Below are 18,263 nucleotides of genomic sequence, written 5' to 3'. Positions count from 1 at the left end.
CCATGAGCGTTACCGATACCACCAGCTCCCTGAGCATGAATGACATCCTGGCGAACTCGTCGAAAAAGACCAGTTCGACCACCGATGGCATTGCCTCGGCGACCAACAGCAGCACCGGCGGGCAAGCGCTGGGCAAGGACGCGTTCCTGCAGTTGCTGGTGACCCAGCTGAAAAACCAGAACCCGCTCGATCCGCAGGACAACAGCGCATTCGTTGCACAGTTGGCGCAGTTCAGCAGCCTCGAAGGCATCACCACGTTGAACTCCACCGTGAGTGGCCTTGCCGGCAACTACAACTCGTCGCAGGCGCTGCAAGCGTCGTCGCTGGTCGGTCGCAACGTGATCGTGCAAACCAATACCGCGCAACTCGACGATCCGAGCAAAGGCCTGACCGGTTCGGTCAACGTGCCATCGTCCATCGCGGGCGGCACCGTGACCATCACCGACAAGGATGGTAAAGCTGTCCGCACTATCGATCTGGGCAGTCGCGCTGCTGGCAGTGCCAGCTTCACCTGGGACGGCAAGGACACCGCCGGCACCGTGGTGCCCGTCGGGACTTACACCTTCAAGGCGAGCGCGCCGATCAACGGCACCGCGACGGACCTGGCGACTTACCTGCCAGCGACCGTCAACAGCGTGACGATCAGCCAGACCGGTGGCGAGCTGATGCTCAACCTGGCTGGCAAGGGCACCGTTGCCCTGTCCAAAGTACAAACCATTGGTATATAGAGCCGACTAACCCGGCATAAAGGAGTGGAATATGTCTTTCAATATCGGCCTTAGCGGTCTCTATGCAGCCAACAAGCAACTGGACGTGACCGGCAACAACATCGCCAACGTCGCGACCGCCGGGTTCAAATCCTCCCGCGCAGAATTCGAAGACGTGTACTCGTCGACTCGCCTGGGCAGCGGCAGCAAAGTGATCGGCAACGGCGTGCGCCTGGCCAACGTTTCCCAGCAGTTCACCCAGGGTGACATCAACAACACCGGCAACGTGTTGGACATGGGCATCAACGGTTCCGGTTTCTTCACCATGAGCAACAATGGCTCGATCTCGTACACCCGTGCCGGTACGTTCAAGGTCGACAACGCCGGTTACATCACCAACACCGACTACACCTCGCGTCTGCAGGGTTACGGTGTGGATGCCAACGGCAAGATCATCAACGGCGTGTTGACTGATCTCAAGATCGATACTTCGAACCTGGCGCCGAAGTCGACTTCGGCGGTGACTTCGAGCATCAACCTGAACTCCTCGGCCCCCGTGATTGTTGATACCGGCGCTACTGCCGTGAAGTTCGACCCGTCGAAGCCTGAGACTTACACCAAGTCGTTCAGCACACCGATCTATGACACTCAGGGTAACTCCCACGTCATGGATCAGTACGTGGTCAAGACTGGCGAGAATACCTGGAAGGTTTACACCCTGGTTGATGGACGCAACCCGGATGCCACCGGTAGCGATCCAACCAACGCCGCCACGCCTCCGGTTGCTTCGACATTGACGTTCGACAGTTCCGGCAAGTTGCTTCAGGTGAGTACACCGAGTACTTTGCCGCCGCCGGCGCCGAACCCGCTCATCAGCAGCGACTTGACGTTGAGTAACTGGAAACCAGGCACCGTGACCAATGGTGTTTTTACGCCTAACGGCGCGGCAGCAAATCCGGCTGGCGTGACCATTTCGATGGCCAAGACCACCCAGTACAACGCTGATACTTCGCGCACGATCCCGACTCAGGATGGCTACGCCACTGGACAGATCACCAACCTGACCATCGACGGTACCGGTACGCTGTTCGCCAACTTCAGCAACAACCAGAGCAAGGCGATTGGTCAGGTTGCACTGGCCAGTTTCACCAACGAACAGGGCTTGCAGGCTGTCGGTGGTACTAGCTGGAAAGAGACTTTCGCTTCCGGCATTCCGGGCTACGACGCACCGAAGACCGGTACGTTGGGTGAGGTGGTGTCCAACTCGCTGGAAGAGTCGAACGTTAACCTGACCAACGAGCTGGTTGATCTGATCAAGGGCCAGAGCAACTATCAGGCGAACGCCAAGACCATTTCGACTCAGAGCACGATTATGCAGACCATTATTCAGATGACTTGATTCGGGTTTCTGCGTGGTTTGATTGGGCCCCTCGTTTTGAGGGGCTTTTTTTTGGCGCCTTGGCGGCCTTTGGGCCGACCAGGCTTTGGGTTGTTTGGGGGGGATATCCGTTGCTGCGGTAACGGCTTCTTAAGGTTTCGCCCTTACGGCGACTCACTTTTTTTCAAACGCCAAAAAAAGTAAGCAAAAAACGCTTGCTCCTGCGTTCGGCCCTCGCAGGCTCGGGTTCCTTCGCTGCGGGATCGATCCGGGCGCAGCGTCTCCGGTTTGCTTCGCTGCACCTCCTTCCGCTGTGTACGACTTCGTCGTACGGTCGCTGCGCTCCCACGCCCGGATCAATCCCTCCGCTCAGCCTCCCGAAGTCGCCCGTGGATCAAAAGCACTCGAGCTAACGCTCATTGTTGAGTGGAGCGGCTTCGCCGCGGGCAGCTGCGCTGCTTTGCTTTTCTGTGGGAGCGAGCCTGCTCGCGAAGGCGGCCTGACAGCCGACCTGTTTCTCACTGGTGTATGCATTCCAAATGTAGGAGTGAGCCTGCTCGCGATGGCGGCCTAGCGGCCGACCAATTTCTATCAGGTATCCGTGATCCAACTGTAGGAGCTGCCGAAGGCTGCGATCTTTTGATCTGGCTTCTGCTTCTGCTTTTGCTCTGGCTTTTGACCTTTAGCCCCTTCGGCAGGCTTCGTTACGGGATCGATCCGGGCGTGGGAGCGCAGCGACCGTACGACGCAGTCGTACACAGCGGGAGGAGGTGCAGCGAAGCAAACCGGAAACGCTGCGCCCGGATCGATCCCGTAACGAAGGAACCCCGAGCCCCAGCGAGCGGGCCGAACGCCGGGGCAAAGCCTTTTGCTTACTTTTCGGCGTCTGGAAAAGTGAGTCGCTGTAAGAGCGAAACCGCCAGCCGCAGCACCGAGAAAACGGATATTCACCCAAAACCCCGAGAGCCTGGTCGGCCCAAAGGCCGCCAAGGCCCCCCAAAAACAAAACCCCCAACAAACCAGAAGTCTGTCGAGGGTTTTCTTTTGTCTCAAGATCTCAGGCGTCTCGCAACGCCTGAAATCCAGCTCAGCTTATTGGCAAGCTTCGCAATCCGGCTCGTCAATCGCGCAGGCCTTTGGCACTGGCGCCGGACCTGCCGGAGCGGCCAGAACCGAATCATCACCATGGTTGCCGCCGCTGGAAACAGCGTTCAGCTTGCCGGTGTTGATGGTCGACTTCTCGGTGCTGGTCGCGGCCAGGGCACGGAGGTAGTAAGTGGTTTTCAGACCACGGTACCAGGCCATGCGGTAGGTCACGTCAAGCTTCTTGCCCGATGCGCCAGCGATGTACAGGTTCAGCGATTGAGCCTGGTCGATCCACTTCTGACGACGGCTGGCGGCGTCAACGATCCACTTGGTGTCCACTTCGAACGCAGTCGCGTAGAGCTCTTTGAGCTCTTGCGGGATGCGCTCGATCTGCTGAACAGAACCGTCGTAGTACTTCAGGTCGTTGATCATGACCGAGTCCCACAGACCGCGAGCCTTGAGGTCGCGAACCAGGTACGGGTTGATCACGGTGAATTCGCCCGACAGGTTCGATTTCACATAGAGGTTCTGGTAGGTCGGTTCGATCGATTGCGACACGCCGGTGATGTTGGCGATGGTCGCGGTCGGTGCGATGGCCATGATGTTCGAGTTGCGAATGCCTTTCTGTACACGGGCGCGAACCGGTGCCCAGTCCAGGGTTTCCTTCAGGTCGACATCGATGTACTGCTGGCCGCGCTGTTCGATCAGGATCTGTTGCGAATCCAGTGGCAGGATGCCTTTGGACCACAGCGAACCGTTGAACGTCTCGTAGGCACCGCGCTCGTCAGCCAGGTCGCAGGACGCCTGGATCGCGTAGTAGCTGACCGCTTCCATCGACTTGTCGGCGAACTCGACGGCAGCGTCGGAGCCGTAGGCGATGTGCTGCAAGTACAACGCGTCCTGGAAGCCCATGATGCCCAGGCCGACCGGACGGTGACGGAAGTTGGAGTTCTTCGCTTGCGGCACCGAGTAGTAGTTGATGTCGATCACGTTATCGAGCATGCGCACGGCAGTGTTCACGGTGCGTTGCAGCTTGGCGGTGTCCAGCTTGCCGTCGACGATGTGGTTCGGCAGGTTGATCGAGCCCAGGTTGCAAACGGCGATCTCGTCCTTGTTGGTGTTCAAGGTGATCTCGGTGCACAGGTTCGAGCTGTGGACCACGCCGACGTGCTGCTGCGGGCTGCGCAGGTTGCACGGGTCTTTGAAAGTCAGCCATGGGTGGCCGGTTTCGAACAGCATGGACAGCATCTTGCGCCACAGGTCTTTGGCCTGGATGGTCTTGAACAGCTTGACCTTGCCTGGGTATTCGGTCAGCGCTTCGTAGTACTCGTAGCGCTCTTCGAAGGCTTTACCGGTCAGGTCGTGCAGGTCCGGTACTTCGGATGGCGAGAACAGGGTCCACTTGCCGTCATCGAAGACGCGCTTCATGAACAGGTCAGGGATCCAGTTGGCGGTGTTCATGTCGTGGGTACGACGACGATCGTCACCGGTGTTCTTGCGCAGCTCGATGAACTCTTCGATGTCCATGTGCCAGGTTTCCAGGTAGGCACACACAGCGCCTTTGCGCTTGCCACCCTGGTTCACGGCCACAGCGGTGTCGTTCACCACTTTGAGGAACGGCACCACGCCTTGCGACTTGCCGTTGGTGCCCTTGATGTAGGAGCCCAGTGCACGAACAGGCGTCCAGTCGTTGCCCAGGCCACCGGCGAATTTCGACAGCATGGCGTTGTCGTGGATCGCGTGATAGATGCCCGACAGGTCATCCGGCACGGTGGTCAGGTAGCAGCTCGACAGCTGTGGACGCAGGGTACCGGCGTTGAACAGGGTCGGGGTCGAAGCCATGTAGTCGAACGAGGACAGCAGGTTGTAGAACTCGATCGCACGGTCTTCTTTGTTCTTCTCTTCGATCGCAAGACCCATGGCCACGCGCATGAAGAAGATCTGCGGCAGTTCGAAACGCACGCCATCCTTGTGGATGAAGTAGCGGTCGTACAGGGTCTGCAGGCCCAGGTAGGTGAATTGCTGATCGCGCTCGTGGTTGATCGCCTTGCCCAGTTTTTCCAGGTCGAAGGTGGCCAGCACCGGGTTCAGCAGTTCGAACTCGATACCCTTGGCGATGTAGGCCGGCAGGGCCTTGGCGTACAGGTCGGCCATTTCGTGATGGGTGGCGCTTTCGGCGACTTCAAGGAAGTTCAGGCCTTCGGCACGCAGGGTGTCCATCAGCAGGCGGGCGGTGACGAACGAGTAGTTCGGCTCGCGCTCGACCAGGGTACGGGCGGTCATCACCAGGGCGGTGTTGACGTCGGTCAGGGCCACGCCGTCGTACAGGTTTTTCAGGGTTTCGCGCTGGATCAGGTCGCCGTCGACTTCTTCCAGGCCTTCGCACGCTTCGGTGACGATGGTGTTCAGGCGGCCCATGTCCAGCGGCGCGAGGCTGCCGTCGGCGCGGGTGATGCGGATCGACGGGTGCGCGTTGACCGCGGCTTCGGCCGGGGCGTGGGCTGCGCGTTCTTTCGAACGGCCGTCACGGTAGATCACGTAGTCACGCGCGACTTTCTGCTCGCCGGCGCGCATCAGGGCCAGTTCAACCTGGTCCTGGATTTCTTCGATGTGGATGGTGCCGCCCGATGGCATGCGACGCTTGAAGGTTGCGGTGACCTGTTCGGTCAGGCGCGCAACGGTGTCGTGGATTCGCGACGAAGCGGCAGCGGTGCCGCCCTCAACTGCGAGAAACGCTTTGGTGATAGCGACGGTGATCTTGTCATCGGTGTAAGGAACGACAGTGCCATTACGCTTGATCACGCGCAGTTGGCCAGGCGCGGTGGCTGCCAGATCCGAAGTCGAATCGGCGGCCTGCGGCAAGGTGCCCTGCGGGTTCTCGCGAGTTGTGTCGGTTTGCATGGGGGGTGGTCTCCACATTCTCTATGTTTGTTTGGCACCGTCATGGTGCTCACCGTTCTGTACCGAAGCACTGCAACCGACGGGCGTCGGCTTTACAAACTTCGGAACAGTAGGAAAAAGGCTGCAACGCCGCATCCTTGCCGAAGTTTTGGCTGCGAGCCAATGCTCGCAACCGGATTCCTTCGCGGGTGACAGTCATGACTGCAACACCCATACCGTTTTGTCCGATTCGGACTAAAAAAACGGCGCCATCCGCCAGTGCGGTTTGGGCTTCAAAAAACTTTCTCGTTCAACCGGAAACTCGCCATAAAGCGCTTGAGTTTCAGGCTTGAAATGTGGTTGGGCGTTTTGGTCGAAAACCCTATATGTAGGGTCTCCGTTTTCGCCGTGCTACAAGATAATGCGTTTCAGGGGAGGATTGCAACGTACTACCTGTGGATAAGCCTGTGCGTAATTTGTGTAAGAAACAGGGAAAACGCGTGTAGGCCGCGAACCTGCTGAGCCAGACCGTTTGTCACTGTTTTTTCATCCGGAAAAACGCTTCAGCGGTTTTTTAAGGGCGCGAACCCTATCACAGAATTCCGCAGTGTCCGAACGCATTTACCGACTTGTTTTCCGAGTGATCGCCGTTTATACAATCGCTGGGTGTGCAGGTATTTTTATCCTCCTGAAACATGACAAAAAGACGGGAGGATTGCGCAAAAAGCTGTAGGAGTGAGCCTGCTCGCGATAGCGTCTTTCCCTACAGCATCTTTATTGGCTGATCCACCGCTATCGCGAGCAGGCTCACTCCTACAGTGACCGTGTTAGCCAGATATTCTTCTTTCATCAATAAAAACAGCAAGCAGAGGTCACCGGTGGAGCAACAAACCTGGCAGGTACTGATCGTCGAGGATGACCAGCGGCTGGCCGAGCTCACGCGCGATTACCTGCAAGCCAACGGACTGCGCGTGGAGATCGAAGGCAATGGCGCGCTGGCGGCGGCGCGGATCATCAAGCAGCAGCCGGATCTGGTGATCCTCGATCTGATGCTGCCCGGCGAGGATGGTCTGAGCATCTGCCGCAAGGTGCGCAGCCAGTACGACGGGCCGATTCTGATGCTCACCGCGCGCACCGACGATGCCGATCAGATCCACGGCCTCGATCTGGGCGCTGACGATTACGTCTGCAAACCGGTGCGGCCGCGTCTGCTGCTGGCGCGGATCCAGGCGTTGCTGCGACGCAGTGACACACCGGAGCCACTCGCTGAAAAATCCCGCCGCCTGCAATTCGGTCCGCTGATCGTTGATAACGCCTTGCGCGAAGCCTGGCTGAGCGACAACGGCATCGAGCTGACCAGTGCCGAGTTCGACCTGCTCTGGCTACTGGTGTCCAATGCCGGGCGCATTCTGTCCCGCGAAGAAATCTTCACCGCATTGCGCGGCATCGGCTATGACGGCCAGGACCGCTCGATCGATGTACGCATTTCGCGCATCCGTCCGAAAATCGGCGATGACCCCGACCATCCGCGCCTGATCAAGACCATCCGCAGCAAGGGCTATCTGTTCGTCCCGGAAGCCTGCGCAGACCTGGCCCTGTGAACTCGATCTTCCTGCGCATCTACGGTGGCATGTGCGCCGCACTGATCCTCGTGGCGGTGCTCGGCGTACTGGCGCTGCACCTGCTCAATCAGGTGCGCAGCGAGCAATACCGCGAGCGTCTCGCGCATGGCACGTTCTCGCTGATGGCAGACAACCTGCAACCAATGAACCAGACCGAGCGCCATCGTGCGCTGCTGGTGTGGGAGCGCTTGCTCGGCATTCCGCTGACGCTGAAAAAGTTCGCCGAAACCGACCTCGATATGACCCAGCGCACCCGTGTGCTGCGCGGTCAGGCGCTGGTCGAGCAGACCGGTCCGCACGCGGCGAAGGTCTATCGGCTGGTGAGCGAACAGGAACAGATGATGCTGGTGGGCGAGGTGCAGCAAATCAGCGAGCAACTGGCCCGGGCGACGATTTATCTGCTGGCCGATGAATTGGTGCGCGTGCCGGTCGCTGATCAGCCGAAACGTCTGGCGCAAATAAAGAAAGAAAAGGGCTTCGGCTTCGACTTGCGTCTGGTCACGGCGAATGATGCCGACATGGACGAAGACCAGAGTCGCCGCGTGTCCGAGGGCGATACGGTGATGGCGTTGGGCAAGGGCGGCGATTCGATCCGCGTGTTTGCCGGCATGGTCGGCACGCCGTGGGTGCTGGAAATCGGCCCGCTGTATCAGATGAATCCCTATCCACCGGAATGGCTGGTGCTGATTGCCGCCCTCGGCCTGACCCTGATCGGGCTCATCGTTTATTTGCTGGTGCGGCAACTGGAGCGGCGTTTGCGTGGGCTGGAAGCAGCGGCCACGCGCATCGCCAAGGGCAGCCTGGAAACCCGCGTGCCGGCGCGCGGAGCCGACTCGGTGGGGCGTCTGGCGTCGGCCTTCAATGGCATGGCCGAGCACTTGCAGCAGTTACTGGCGATCCAGCGTGAACTGGTGCGCGCGGTGTCCCACGAATTGCGCACGCCGGTGGCGCGGCTGCGTTTTGGTCTGGAAATGATCGGCTCGGCGACCACCCCGCAAGCGCTGGAAAAGTACCGTGAAGGCATGGACCACGATATCGAGGATCTCGACAAGCTGGTCGACGAAATGCTCACTTACGCCCGGCTGGAGCAGGGTTCGCCGGCCCTGACGTTCCAGCGCATCGACCTTGATGCACTGGTCAATCAAGTGATCGAAGAGCTGGCGCCGCTGCGCGCCGAAGTCACCGTGCAGCGCGGGTTGTGCCTGTCTTCTGCCGATAACGACGACGCCTGGGTCGAAGCCGAACCGCGTTACCTGCACCGGGCGCTGCAGAATCTGGTGAGCAACGCCATGCGCCATGCGCAATCGAAGGTCACGGTGAGCTATCAGGTCGGGCAGTTGCGTTGCCGCGTTGACGTCGAGGATGACGGGCCGGGCGTGCCGGAAGTGGCCTGGGAGCGGATTTTCACGCCGTTCCTGCGTCTGGACGATAGTCGTACGCGAGCGTCGGGTGGCCATGGCCTGGGGCTGTCGATTGTGCGGCGGATCATTCACTGGCATGACGGCCGGGCGATCATCGGCAAGAGCAAGAGTCTGGGTGGGGCTTGTTTCAGTTTGAGCTGGCCGAGGAATCAGGAGCGCCGGTAAATTGTGTGGTGGCAGGGCTGGCCCCATCGCGAGCAGGCTCACTCCTACATTTGGAATGCGTTTCCCCTGTAGGAGTGAGCCTGCTCGCGAAGGGGCCATGGCAGGCAACGCAAATCCTCAGGCAGCAATGCTGACCAGACTCAACAACTGCCCATCCCCAACCGAAAACTGTGCCTCCAGCTCAGTACCGTTGCGCCACTCGGAAGACAGATCGGTCAACAACCGCAGCCTGACCTGACCCGCCGCCGTCCACTCCAACACTTCGGCATGCTCGAAATAAAAGCGCTGCTGCACGATCGGGTACAGCGCCTTGAACAGGCTTTCCTTGACCGAAAACGTCAGGGTCACCAGTAACGCCAGATGATCCTGCGACCCGGCCGCCATGCGCTGGATCTCCGTCGGCGTGAGGATTTCCCCGGCCAGACGCTCGGCGCGCTCGTGGCTCAGCAGATTTTCCAGATCCATGCCCAAGCCGCGCCAGTCTTGCTTGTTGGCAACGATCGCGGCGGCGTGACCGGTGCTGTGAGTAATCGAGCCGCAGATGTGCGCCGGCCAGACCGGGGCGCGGTCTTCGCCAATGGCCGGGATCGTGTCCGTGCCGTCGAGTTGCGCCAGCGCGGCGCGGGCGCAGATCCGTCCGGCAAGGAATTCGGCCTGACGCTTGGCTACCGAGCGCTGAATGCTTGGCGGCGCGACGACGGCGCTGCGCTGAAAGTCATCGGCGAGCAGTCGCGCCGGATCAAACCGGGTGCTGAGCAGTACGGTGCCAGGCAACACCGTTGGCAATGGCCAACGACTGTCGAGCGCGGTGCAGCAGGCGGGCAGGGCGGGGGTGAGATTCATGGCGGGCATTTTGCCGGTTAGTCGGGGCAAGGTCGAGAATCGCGGTGAAGCTTTTCGCGAGCAGGCTCACTCCTACATTTGAAATGCATTCCCCTGTAGGAGTGAGCCTGCTCGCGATCGCCGCGCCGCGGTGTCTCTGATTAACCGAAAATCTTCTTCAAGAATGCCTGCATATCCGCCCAGGATTTTTCATCCGCCGCCTTGTTGTAACCAATGTCCGGCCCACCATGCTCGCCATGGCTCAAACGGTCGGCGTCCGGATTGCTGAAGCCATGCTTGGCACCCTCGAGACTGACGAACTTATAGTCCGCCCCGGCCTTGTCCATTTCCGCCTTGAACGCGGTGACATTGTCCTGAGTGACCATGCTGTCCAGCGCGCCATGCTCGACCAGGATCTTCGTTTTCACGCTGCCCGGGGTTGCCGGGGTCTTGGTCGCCAGCGCGCCATGGAAACTCACCACACCCGCCAGTGGCACGCCCTGACGCGCCGCATTCAACACCACGGCGCCACCGAAGCAATAACCGATGGCAGCGAGTTTGTTGACGTCGGTTTGCGGCTGTTTTTTCAGAAGGTCCAGCCCAGCGGCAAAACGTTTGCTGGCTGCATCGGCGTCCTTGGTCGCCGCTTGCATGAAGGCCATCGCGTCTTTCGGGTGCTCGGTGTTCTTGCCTCCGCCATACATGTCGATAGCCAGCGCGCTGTAGCCGAGTTCAGCCAAATCCCGTGCGCGACGCTTCGCATAGTCATTCAGCCCCCACCATTCGTGGACCACAACGACGCCAGGGCGTGGGCCTTTGATCGCGTCGTCATAGGCGTAGTAGCCGATCAGTTTTGTACCGTCGGCGCTTTGATAGGGGATTTCTGCGGTCTTGATCGCAGCCTGGGTCAGGCTGCTGACGGCCAGCAAGGTGAGGGCGAGGAACAGGCGCATGGTCGGGTCTCCTTGATGTAAGTGGTCAGAACAGCCTAGACGATCTGGTTCAGCTTGGGTTCAGAGACGGTTCAGGGGCGGTACAGGGGTGGGTCAGTAACCTTGCGCCATACCCAAACAGCACTGTGAAAGAGGAAATACCCATGACTCGTTTAAACAAACTGCTGCTGGCTTTGACCGTAATGAGCGCCAGCATCGCGGCCCACGCCGACACCACTTCGAACTTCGCCGGCCTGAGCTTCGGCCAGACCAGCGACAAGATCAAAAAGTCCCACGCTTTGAATGACAACCTCGACCACCCCAACGCCACCGGGGCCATCGACGGCAACAACACCTACGGCGTGCGCCTCGGTCAGCAGAACAGTCAGGGTCGCTACTACGCCACCTACGACAACGTATCCGGTTCGCACAATGGCGTTAAACTGCGCCAGGAAAACCTCCTGGGCAGCTACGATCTGTTCTACCCGGTGGGCGGTAGCACCAAACTGTTCGGCGGCGCCACGGCGGGCCTGACCAAACTGACCCAGGAGTCGCCAGGCTTCAGCCGTGACAGCGACATCGGTTATGCAGTGGGTGGGCAGTTCGGTGTGTTGCAGCAAGTCTCGCAAAACACCTCGGTGGAACTCGGTTACCGTTACCTGCGCAGCAACGCCAGCACCGAGATGAGTGAGCGCGGCGGCAGCAAGCAAGGCTCGCTGGACTTGACCAGCAGCGCCCAGACGTACCTGTCGGCCAACTACTATTTCTAAGTTTCGCCTGGCCTGTGTGGGAGCGAGCTTGCTCGCGAAGGCAATGGTTCATTCAACACATCGTTGACTGAACAGACGTATTCGCGAGCAAGCTCGCTCCCACAGGTTGTGTATGTAGAGTTCAAGCGATGGGGAGAAAGGCATGAAACTGTTGGTCGTCGAAGATGAAGCGCTGTTGCGCCATCACCTGCAAACCCGCCTCACGGAGAGCGGTCACGTGGTCGAATCCGTGGCCAATGCCGAAGAAGCGCTGTACCAGACCGGACAGTTCAACTTCGATCTGGCGGTGATCGACCTCGGCCTGCCGGGCATGGGCGGCCTCGACCTGATCCGGCAGTTGCGTTCGGGCGGCAAGATTTTTCCGATCCTGATCCTCACCGCGCGCGGCAACTGGCAGGACAAGGTCGAAGGCCTCGCCGCCGGCGCCGACGATTACGTGGTCAAGCCGTTCCAGTTCGAAGAACTCGACGCACGCCTCAATGCGCTGCTGCGCCGCTCCAGCGGTTTCACTCAGTCGACCATTGTTGCCGGGCCGTTGCTGCTGGACCTCAATCGCAAACAGGCGAGCCTCGATGAACAACCGCTGGCGCTGACCGCCTACGAATACCGCATCCTCGAATACCTGATGCGTCACCACCAGCAAGTGGTGCCCAAGGATCGCTTGATGGAGCAGCTCTACCCGGATGACGACGAGCGTGATCCGAACGTGATCGAAGTGCTGGTCGGCCGTCTGCGCCGCAAGCTTGAAGCCCCGGCGGGGTTCAAACCGATCGACACCGTGCGCGGTCTCGGCTATCTGTTCAACGAGCGCTGCACTTGATTCGTTCCCTTCGCGTTCGTTTGATGCTCGCCGCCACCATGTTGGCGGTGTTGTTCATGCTCGCCTTGCTCCCGGCGATGCAGGGCGCATTCAGTCTGGCCTTGCAGGATTCCATCGAGCAGCGTCTGGCCTCTGATGTCACTACGCTGATCTCGGCCGCGCGCGTGGAAAACGGTCGGTTGGTGATGCCTTCACAATTGCCCGATGAGCGCTTCAACCTCACCGATTTTCGCCTGCTCGGCTATATCTACGACCGCGACGGCAAATTGGTGTGGCGGTCGAAAGCCACCCAGGAAGAGCAGATCAACTACAAGCCGCGCTATGACGGTCTCGGCAACGAGTTCGCGCGGATTCGCGAAAGCAACGGCCAGGAATTCTTTGTCTACGACGTCGAAGTCAAACTGCTCGGCGGCAAGAGCGCGGCGTTCAGCATTGTCGCGCTGCAACCGGTGCGCGAATACGAAACCACCCTCGAAGGCCTGCGTGAAAACCTTTATCTGGGCTTCGGCGCGGCGTTGCTGGTGCTGCTCGCGTTGTTGTGGATCGGCCTGACCTGGGGCCTCAAGGCCTTGCGCCGACTCAGCCAGGAACTCGACGAAATCGAAGGTGGAACCCGCGAAAGCCTGACTGAAAAACACCCGCGTGAACTGCTGCGCCTGACCGGTTCGCTCAACCGCTTGCTGCTCAGCGAGCGTCAGCAGCGCAGCCGTTACCGCGATTCGCTCGATGACCTTGCTCACAGTCTGAAAACGCCACTGGCGGTGTTGCAAGGCGTCAGCGAAGACATGGCGCAGCGGCCTCAAGAGCGCGATCAGGCCTGGGTGCTGCAAAGCCAGATCGAGCGCATGAGCCAGCAGATCAGCTACCAACTGCAACGGGCCAGCCTGCGTAAAAGCGGCCTGGTGCGCCATCAGGTGCGTCTGCAACCGGTGCTCAAAAGCCTTTGTGACACGCTGGACAAGGTCTACCGCGACAAACACGTACGTGTCACGTTTGATCTGCCGGAGCATTGCTATGTGCCGATCGAACAGGGTGCCTTGCTGGAGATGCTCGGCAACCTGCTGGAAAACGCCTATCGCCTGTGCCTGGGCGAAGTGCGCGTCAGCGTGCGCGAGTCGCTCGCCGGGGTCGAGTTGTGCGTAGAAGACGACGGGCCGGGTGTGCCACTCGATCAACGCGCACGGATACTCGAACGCGGCGAACGCCTGGATGCGCAGCATCCGGGGCAGGGCATCGGGCTGGCGGTGGTCAAGGACATCATCGAAAGCTACAACGCCCGGCTGGCCCTGGGCGATTCGCCGATGGGCGGGGCGGCGTTCAGGATTCATTTTCCTGCGGTTTAGGTGGTGCCCTTTATGACGCTATCGCGAGCAGGCTCACTCCTACATTTGGAATGCGTACCCTTGTAGGAGTGAGCCTGCTCGCGATAGCGCCGGGCGCTTCAATGCAAGATTCGAGGCTGCCTCATTGCTCCTGCGCCCGATAAGCCCCCGGCGTCAGCCCCGTCCACTTCTTGAACGCCCGATGAAACGCCGATGGCTCGGAGAACCCTAGCTGCTCGGCAATCTGCTGCAACGACAGCTCCGCGCGCCCCAGATGATAGATGGCGATATCCCGCCGCAGCTGATCCTTTAGCTCCTGAAAACTCGTAGCCTCCTCACGCAGGTGCCGCCGCAACGTTTGCGGGCTGATGTGCAGATCCGCCGCGACCGCTTCCAGATCCGGCCAGCGCGCTGCGTCGCGGCTGAGCAAGCGGCGCAGGCGGCTGCTGAGGCTGTCGCCGTCGTCCGGGCGTGAGAGCAGGTCGGCGGGGGAGCGTTCGAGGAAATGTTTGAGCGTGCGTTCGTCCTGCAACAGCGGCATCGGCAGGTAGCGGCTGTGAAACAGCAGGCTGCTTCGTTCGGTGCCGAAAACCATAGGGCAGGGAAACAGCAGGTCGTATTCAGCGCCGTGGTCGGGGCGCGGGTAGCTGAAGGATGCCTGTTCGAGGCGAATCCGCTGGCCGATCAGCCAACTGCCGAGGCGATGCCAGATCACCAGCAGGCTCTCGGTGAGGAAGTGATCCGGGTCCCATAGCGGCGAATCGTCGAGGCTCAAACGCACCCATTCGTCTTCGCGATTCAAGGTCAGGCGCGGGGCATCGGGGAATAAGCTATAAAAAAGTAAACCGCGTTGCAGGGCCTTTTCCAGATTGCGGCAATGAATCGAGGCGTGGCACATCATGGCGAAAGTGCCGGGCTTGCCTGGCGCGTTGCCGAAGCCCAGGTACTCGTCATCCAGCGCCAGCCACAGCCCTTGAATCAGCCGGGTGAATTGCTCTGGAGCAATGCGCGCGCGCGGTTCGTCGAGCAGCTCCGGGCTGATGCCCAGTTGCAGCAGCAGGCCCGAATAATCGAAGCCCAGACGGCGTGCGCCACCGAGGGCGGCACGGGCGAAATGACTGGCAATGGTGCGTTCACGCATAAGCGGCAGATCCTTCCTCAGGCGCCGGATGGTAGCCGGGTGGCGCTGCTTGCAACAAGGCGGATTTCCGCCAAATTGCAGGACGCGAAACGGCAAGTTGGCGGGAATCCGCCACACACAGGTCGCCGTCCGGTGACATGGAAAAACCCGCAGACCCTGATATCAAAAGGCTTGCTGGCAATCGCACCAATCTGGCACGGCGTTTGCGATAGAAGCGACAGAAGCGTGCATTTCTCCTTCGCGGAAAACGCCGCTCCAACAACAAATCCCTCCAGTGCAGGAGGGTTCGCAATTAAGGTTCGGCGCTCGACAGATGGATGTCGCCCGCTGGACGCTTGAGGAAACCTGCAATGACGACTCGTCAGCCACTGTACAAATCCCTGTATTTCCAGGTGATCGTTGCCATCGCCATCGGCATCCTGCTTGGTCACTTTTATCCGCAGACCGGTGTGGCCCTCAAGCCACTGGGTGACGGTTTCATCAAACTGATCAAAATGGTCATCGCGCCGATCATCTTCTGTACCGTTGTCAGCGGCATCGCCGGCATGCAGAACATGAAATCCGTGGGCAAGACCGGCGGCTACGCGCTGCTGTACTTCGAAATCGTTTCGACCATCGCCCTGCTGATCGGCCTGATCGTGGTCAACGTCGTGCAACCGGGCGCCGGCATGCACATCGACGTCACCACCCTCGATGCCTCGAAAATCGCCACCTACGTGACGGCCAGTAAAGACCAGAGCATTGTCGGTTTCCTCCTCAACGTAATCCCGAACACCATCGTCGGCGCGTTTGCCACCGGTGACATTCTACAAGTGCTGATGTTCTCGGTGATCTTCGGCTACGCCCTGCATCGCCTCGGCTCGTACGGTCGTCCGTTGCTGGACATGATCGATCGCTTCGCCCACGTGATGTTCAACATCATCAACATGATCATGAAGCTGGCGCCACTGGGTGCGTTCGGTGCCATGGCGTTCACCATCGGTGCCTACGGTGTCGGCTCGCTGGTGCAGTTGGGCCAGTTGATGATCTGCTTCTACATCACCTGCATACTGTTCGTCGTGCTGGTGCTGGGCGCGATCTGCCGTGCTCACGGTTTCAGCGTGTTTAAGCTGGTGCGTTACATCCGTGAAGAGCTGTTGATCGTCCTGGGTACGTCCTCGTCGGAATCGGCGCTGCCACGCATGCTGATCAAGATGGAACGTCTGGGCGCGAAGAAATCGGTTGTTGGTCTGGTGATCCCGACCGGTTACTCGTTCAACCTCGACGGTACTTCGATCTACCTGACCATGGCGGCCGTGTTCATCGCCCAAGCGACTGACACCCACATGGACATTACCCACCAGATCACCCTGTTGCTGGTGCTGCTGTTGTCCTCCAAAGGCGCGGCGGGCGTGACCGGTTCGGGCTTCATCGTTCTGGCCGCTACCCTGTCGGCGGTCGGCCACCTGCCGGTTGCCGGTCTGGCGCTGATCCTCGGTATCGACCGCTTCATGTCCGAAGCCCGCGCGCTGACCAACCTGGTCGGTAACGCCGTAGCGACCATCGTCGTGGCCAAGTGGGTCAAGGAACTGGACACCGACGTGCTGCAAGCCGAGTTGGCTTCCGGTGGCCGTGGTATCTCCGAAGAGCGTGAAGAAGACGACCTGGGTGTAGCTGAAGGCCCAACCCCGAGCAATGTGAAATAAGCTGTATCTGGTAATACCTTGTGGTGAGGGAGCTTGCTCCCGCTGGGGCGCGCAGCGGCCCGCTTTCAAAAAGGGGCCTGCTCCGCAGTCCAGCGGGAGCAAGCTCCCTCGCCACATGAATAGAAAAAACCCGCTTCGGCGGGTTTTTTCTTGCCTGCGATTAAACACAGGGTTTGAGCACAACGGTCACACTCGCTGACATTTGCGGTGATTGCCGCATCGACGATGGCTGCCTAGGCTGAATGGATCGCCCAAGGAGTTCGCCCATGTCCGCACCGCTGGCCTCACTGAAAATTCTCGATTTCTCGACCCTGCTGCCGGGGCCGTTCGCCTCGTTGCTGCTGGCGGACATGGGCGCCGAGGTGCTGCGCATCGAATCACCGACGCGCATGGACCTGTTGCGCGTACTGCCACCCCACGATGGCGGGACATCGGCCAGCCATGCGTATCTGAACCGCAACAAGCGCAGTCTGGCGCTGGATCTCAAACAGCCCGAAGCGCTCGAGATCATCCAGCAATTGCTGGGCGAGTACGACATCGTTCTGGAGCAGTTTCGGCCCGGGGTGATGGAGCGACTGGGCCTGGGCTATGAAGCGTTGAAAGCGATCAATCCGCAGCTGATCTACGTCTCGATCAGCGGCTACGGCCAGACCGGGCCGTATCGTGATCGCGCCGGGCATGACATCAATTATCTGGCGCTGGCGGGACTTGCCAGTTACACCGGCCGCGCCGACAGCGGGCCGGTGCCGTTAGGCATGCAAGTGGCGGATGTGGCGGGAGGCTCGCTGCACGGGGTGATCGGCTTGCTGGCAGCGGTGATCGCCCGGCAGCAGAGCGGGCAGGGCACGCACCTGGATGTGAGCATGACCGACTGCGCATTCAGCCTCAATGCCATGGCCGGCGCGGGTTACCTGGCCTGCGGCGCGGAACCGGGCCGCGAAGACCAGATGCTTAATGGCGGCAGCTTTTATGATTATTACCGTACGCGAGATGGGCGCTGGATGTCGGTGGGCAGTCTCGAGCCGGCGTTCATGCAGCAATTGTGCGCAGCGCTTGGCCGGCCGGAGCTGGCGGCGCAGGGATTGTCGCAAAGGGCTGAGCAGCAACAGGCGCTGAAGCACGCATTGCAGGTCGAGTTTGAGCGGCATGACTTTGCCGAACTGTGTGAGTTGTTTGCCGGGGTTGATGCCTGTGTCGAACCGGTGCTGAGTCTGGGCGAGGCGGTACGCCATCCGCAGTTGCAGGCGCGGGGGCTGGTGACGCAAGTGCCGCGCGGCGATGGCACGATACAGGCGCAGATGGCTTGTCCGTTGAAGTTTTCTCAAGCGCTGCCGGCACCGCGACATGTCGGCGCGGGGTTGGGGCAGCACACGGATGAAGTGTTGGCGGAGTTGGGGTTTAGTGCTGAGCGGATTGCTGAGCTGCGTTCCACCAAAGTGATTCTTTAATGCATGTGCTGGCCCCTTCGCGAGCAGGCTCACTCCTACAGGTGGAGCGCATTCCAAATGTAGG

The 18,263-nt window shown here is 60.1% G+C and carries 13 protein-coding genes; 9 read left to right on the top strand and 4 right to left on the bottom strand.

The window, feature by feature from the left end; genetic code table 11:
- The first annotated feature begins 2 nt into the window (after positions 1 to 2).
- Both flgD and flgE read left to right on the top strand, forming a co-directional pair.
- On the top strand, positions 3 to 728 hold the full coding sequence (gene flgD, locus HU739_RS21875; protein WP_186552328.1) for a flagellar hook assembly protein FlgD: 726 nt from the start codon (positions 3 to 5) through the stop codon (positions 726 to 728).
- Positions 729 to 759: 31 nt separating this feature from the next.
- Positions 760 to 2,106 (top strand): flagellar hook protein FlgE, encoded by a 1,347-nt coding sequence (flgE, locus tag HU739_RS21870; protein ID WP_076563858.1) that lies wholly within the window; start codon positions 760 to 762, stop codon positions 2,104 to 2,106.
- A 1,071-nt stretch (positions 2,107 to 3,177) separates the two neighbouring features.
- On the opposite strand, the gene HU739_RS21865 is transcribed toward flgE, so the two are convergent.
- Positions 3,178 to 6,072: a ribonucleoside-diphosphate reductase subunit alpha gene (locus tag HU739_RS21865; protein ID WP_186551711.1), complete on the bottom strand. Its 2,895-nt coding sequence runs from the start codon at positions 6,070 to 6,072 to the stop codon at positions 3,178 to 3,180.
- Between the two features lie 857 nt (positions 6,073 to 6,929).
- Here HU739_RS21865 and HU739_RS21860 point away from each other — a divergent pair.
- The gene (locus HU739_RS21860) at positions 6,930 to 7,652 is read left to right on the top strand and encodes a response regulator (RefSeq protein WP_186551712.1); all 723 of its coding nucleotides are present in this window, start codon (positions 6,930 to 6,932) and stop codon (positions 7,650 to 7,652) included.
- Complete coding sequence (locus HU739_RS21855) at positions 7,649 to 9,259, top strand: ATP-binding protein (protein WP_186551713.1); 1,611 nt, start codon at positions 7,649 to 7,651, stop codon at positions 9,257 to 9,259. Before HU739_RS21860 ends, HU739_RS21855 begins: the two co-directional genes overlap by 4 nt.
- A 117-nt stretch (positions 9,260 to 9,376) precedes the next feature.
- Here HU739_RS21855 and HU739_RS21850 read toward each other — a convergent pair whose 3' ends face one another.
- Positions 9,377 to 10,102 carry a 4'-phosphopantetheinyl transferase family protein gene (locus tag HU739_RS21850; RefSeq protein WP_202884248.1) on the bottom strand — a complete coding sequence of 242 codons (726 nt, stop codon included), beginning with the start codon at positions 10,100 to 10,102 and terminating at the stop codon, positions 9,377 to 9,379.
- 140 nt (positions 10,103 to 10,242) lie between these two features.
- Positions 10,243 to 11,034, bottom strand: coding sequence for a dienelactone hydrolase family protein (locus HU739_RS21845; protein WP_186551714.1), 792 nt, complete (start codon positions 11,032 to 11,034; stop codon positions 10,243 to 10,245).
- Between the two features lie 143 nt (positions 11,035 to 11,177).
- Between HU739_RS21845 and HU739_RS21840 the strand changes: the two genes are divergently transcribed.
- The 3 genes from HU739_RS21840 (at position 11,178) to HU739_RS21830 (ending at position 13,946) form a co-directional block, all read left to right on the top strand.
- Entirely contained in the window at positions 11,178 to 11,783 is a 606-nt protein-coding gene (locus HU739_RS21840) for a hypothetical protein (protein ID WP_186551715.1), read from the top strand.
- A gap of 142 nt (positions 11,784 to 11,925) precedes the next feature.
- Complete coding sequence (locus HU739_RS21835) at positions 11,926 to 12,603, top strand: response regulator transcription factor (RefSeq protein ID WP_186551716.1); 678 nt, start codon at positions 11,926 to 11,928, stop codon at positions 12,601 to 12,603.
- A complete protein-coding gene (locus HU739_RS21830; RefSeq protein ID WP_186551717.1) occupies positions 12,600 to 13,946 on the top strand; it encodes an ATP-binding protein in 1,347 nt (448 codons plus the stop codon). Before HU739_RS21835 ends, HU739_RS21830 begins: the two co-directional genes overlap by 4 nt.
- A 121-nt stretch (positions 13,947 to 14,067) precedes the next feature.
- Here the strand turns inward: HU739_RS21830 and HU739_RS21825 are convergent, their stop codons facing one another.
- Entirely contained in the window at positions 14,068 to 15,066 is a 999-nt protein-coding gene (locus tag HU739_RS21825; protein WP_186551718.1) for an AraC family transcriptional regulator, read from the bottom strand.
- Between the two features lie 350 nt (positions 15,067 to 15,416).
- Here HU739_RS21825 and HU739_RS21820 point away from each other — a divergent pair, with 350 nt between their 5' ends.
- Positions 15,417 to 16,751, top strand: a complete 1,335-nt coding sequence (locus HU739_RS21820; protein ID WP_186551719.1) for a dicarboxylate/amino acid:cation symporter — start codon at positions 15,417 to 15,419, stop codon at positions 16,749 to 16,751.
- Positions 16,752 to 17,017: 266 nt separating this feature from the next.
- Positions 17,018 to 18,199, top strand: a complete 1,182-nt coding sequence (locus tag HU739_RS21815; protein WP_186551720.1) for a CaiB/BaiF CoA transferase family protein — start codon at positions 17,018 to 17,020, stop codon at positions 18,197 to 18,199.
- The last annotated feature ends 64 nt before the right edge of the window (positions 18,200 to 18,263 follow it).

Origin of the sequence: Pseudomonas hamedanensis (assembly GCF_014268595.2) — a bacterium.
Classification (GTDB): domain Bacteria; phylum Pseudomonadota; class Gammaproteobacteria; order Pseudomonadales; family Pseudomonadaceae; genus Aquipseudomonas; species Aquipseudomonas hamedanensis.
This window is presented reverse-complemented; position numbering and strand designations above follow the sequence as displayed.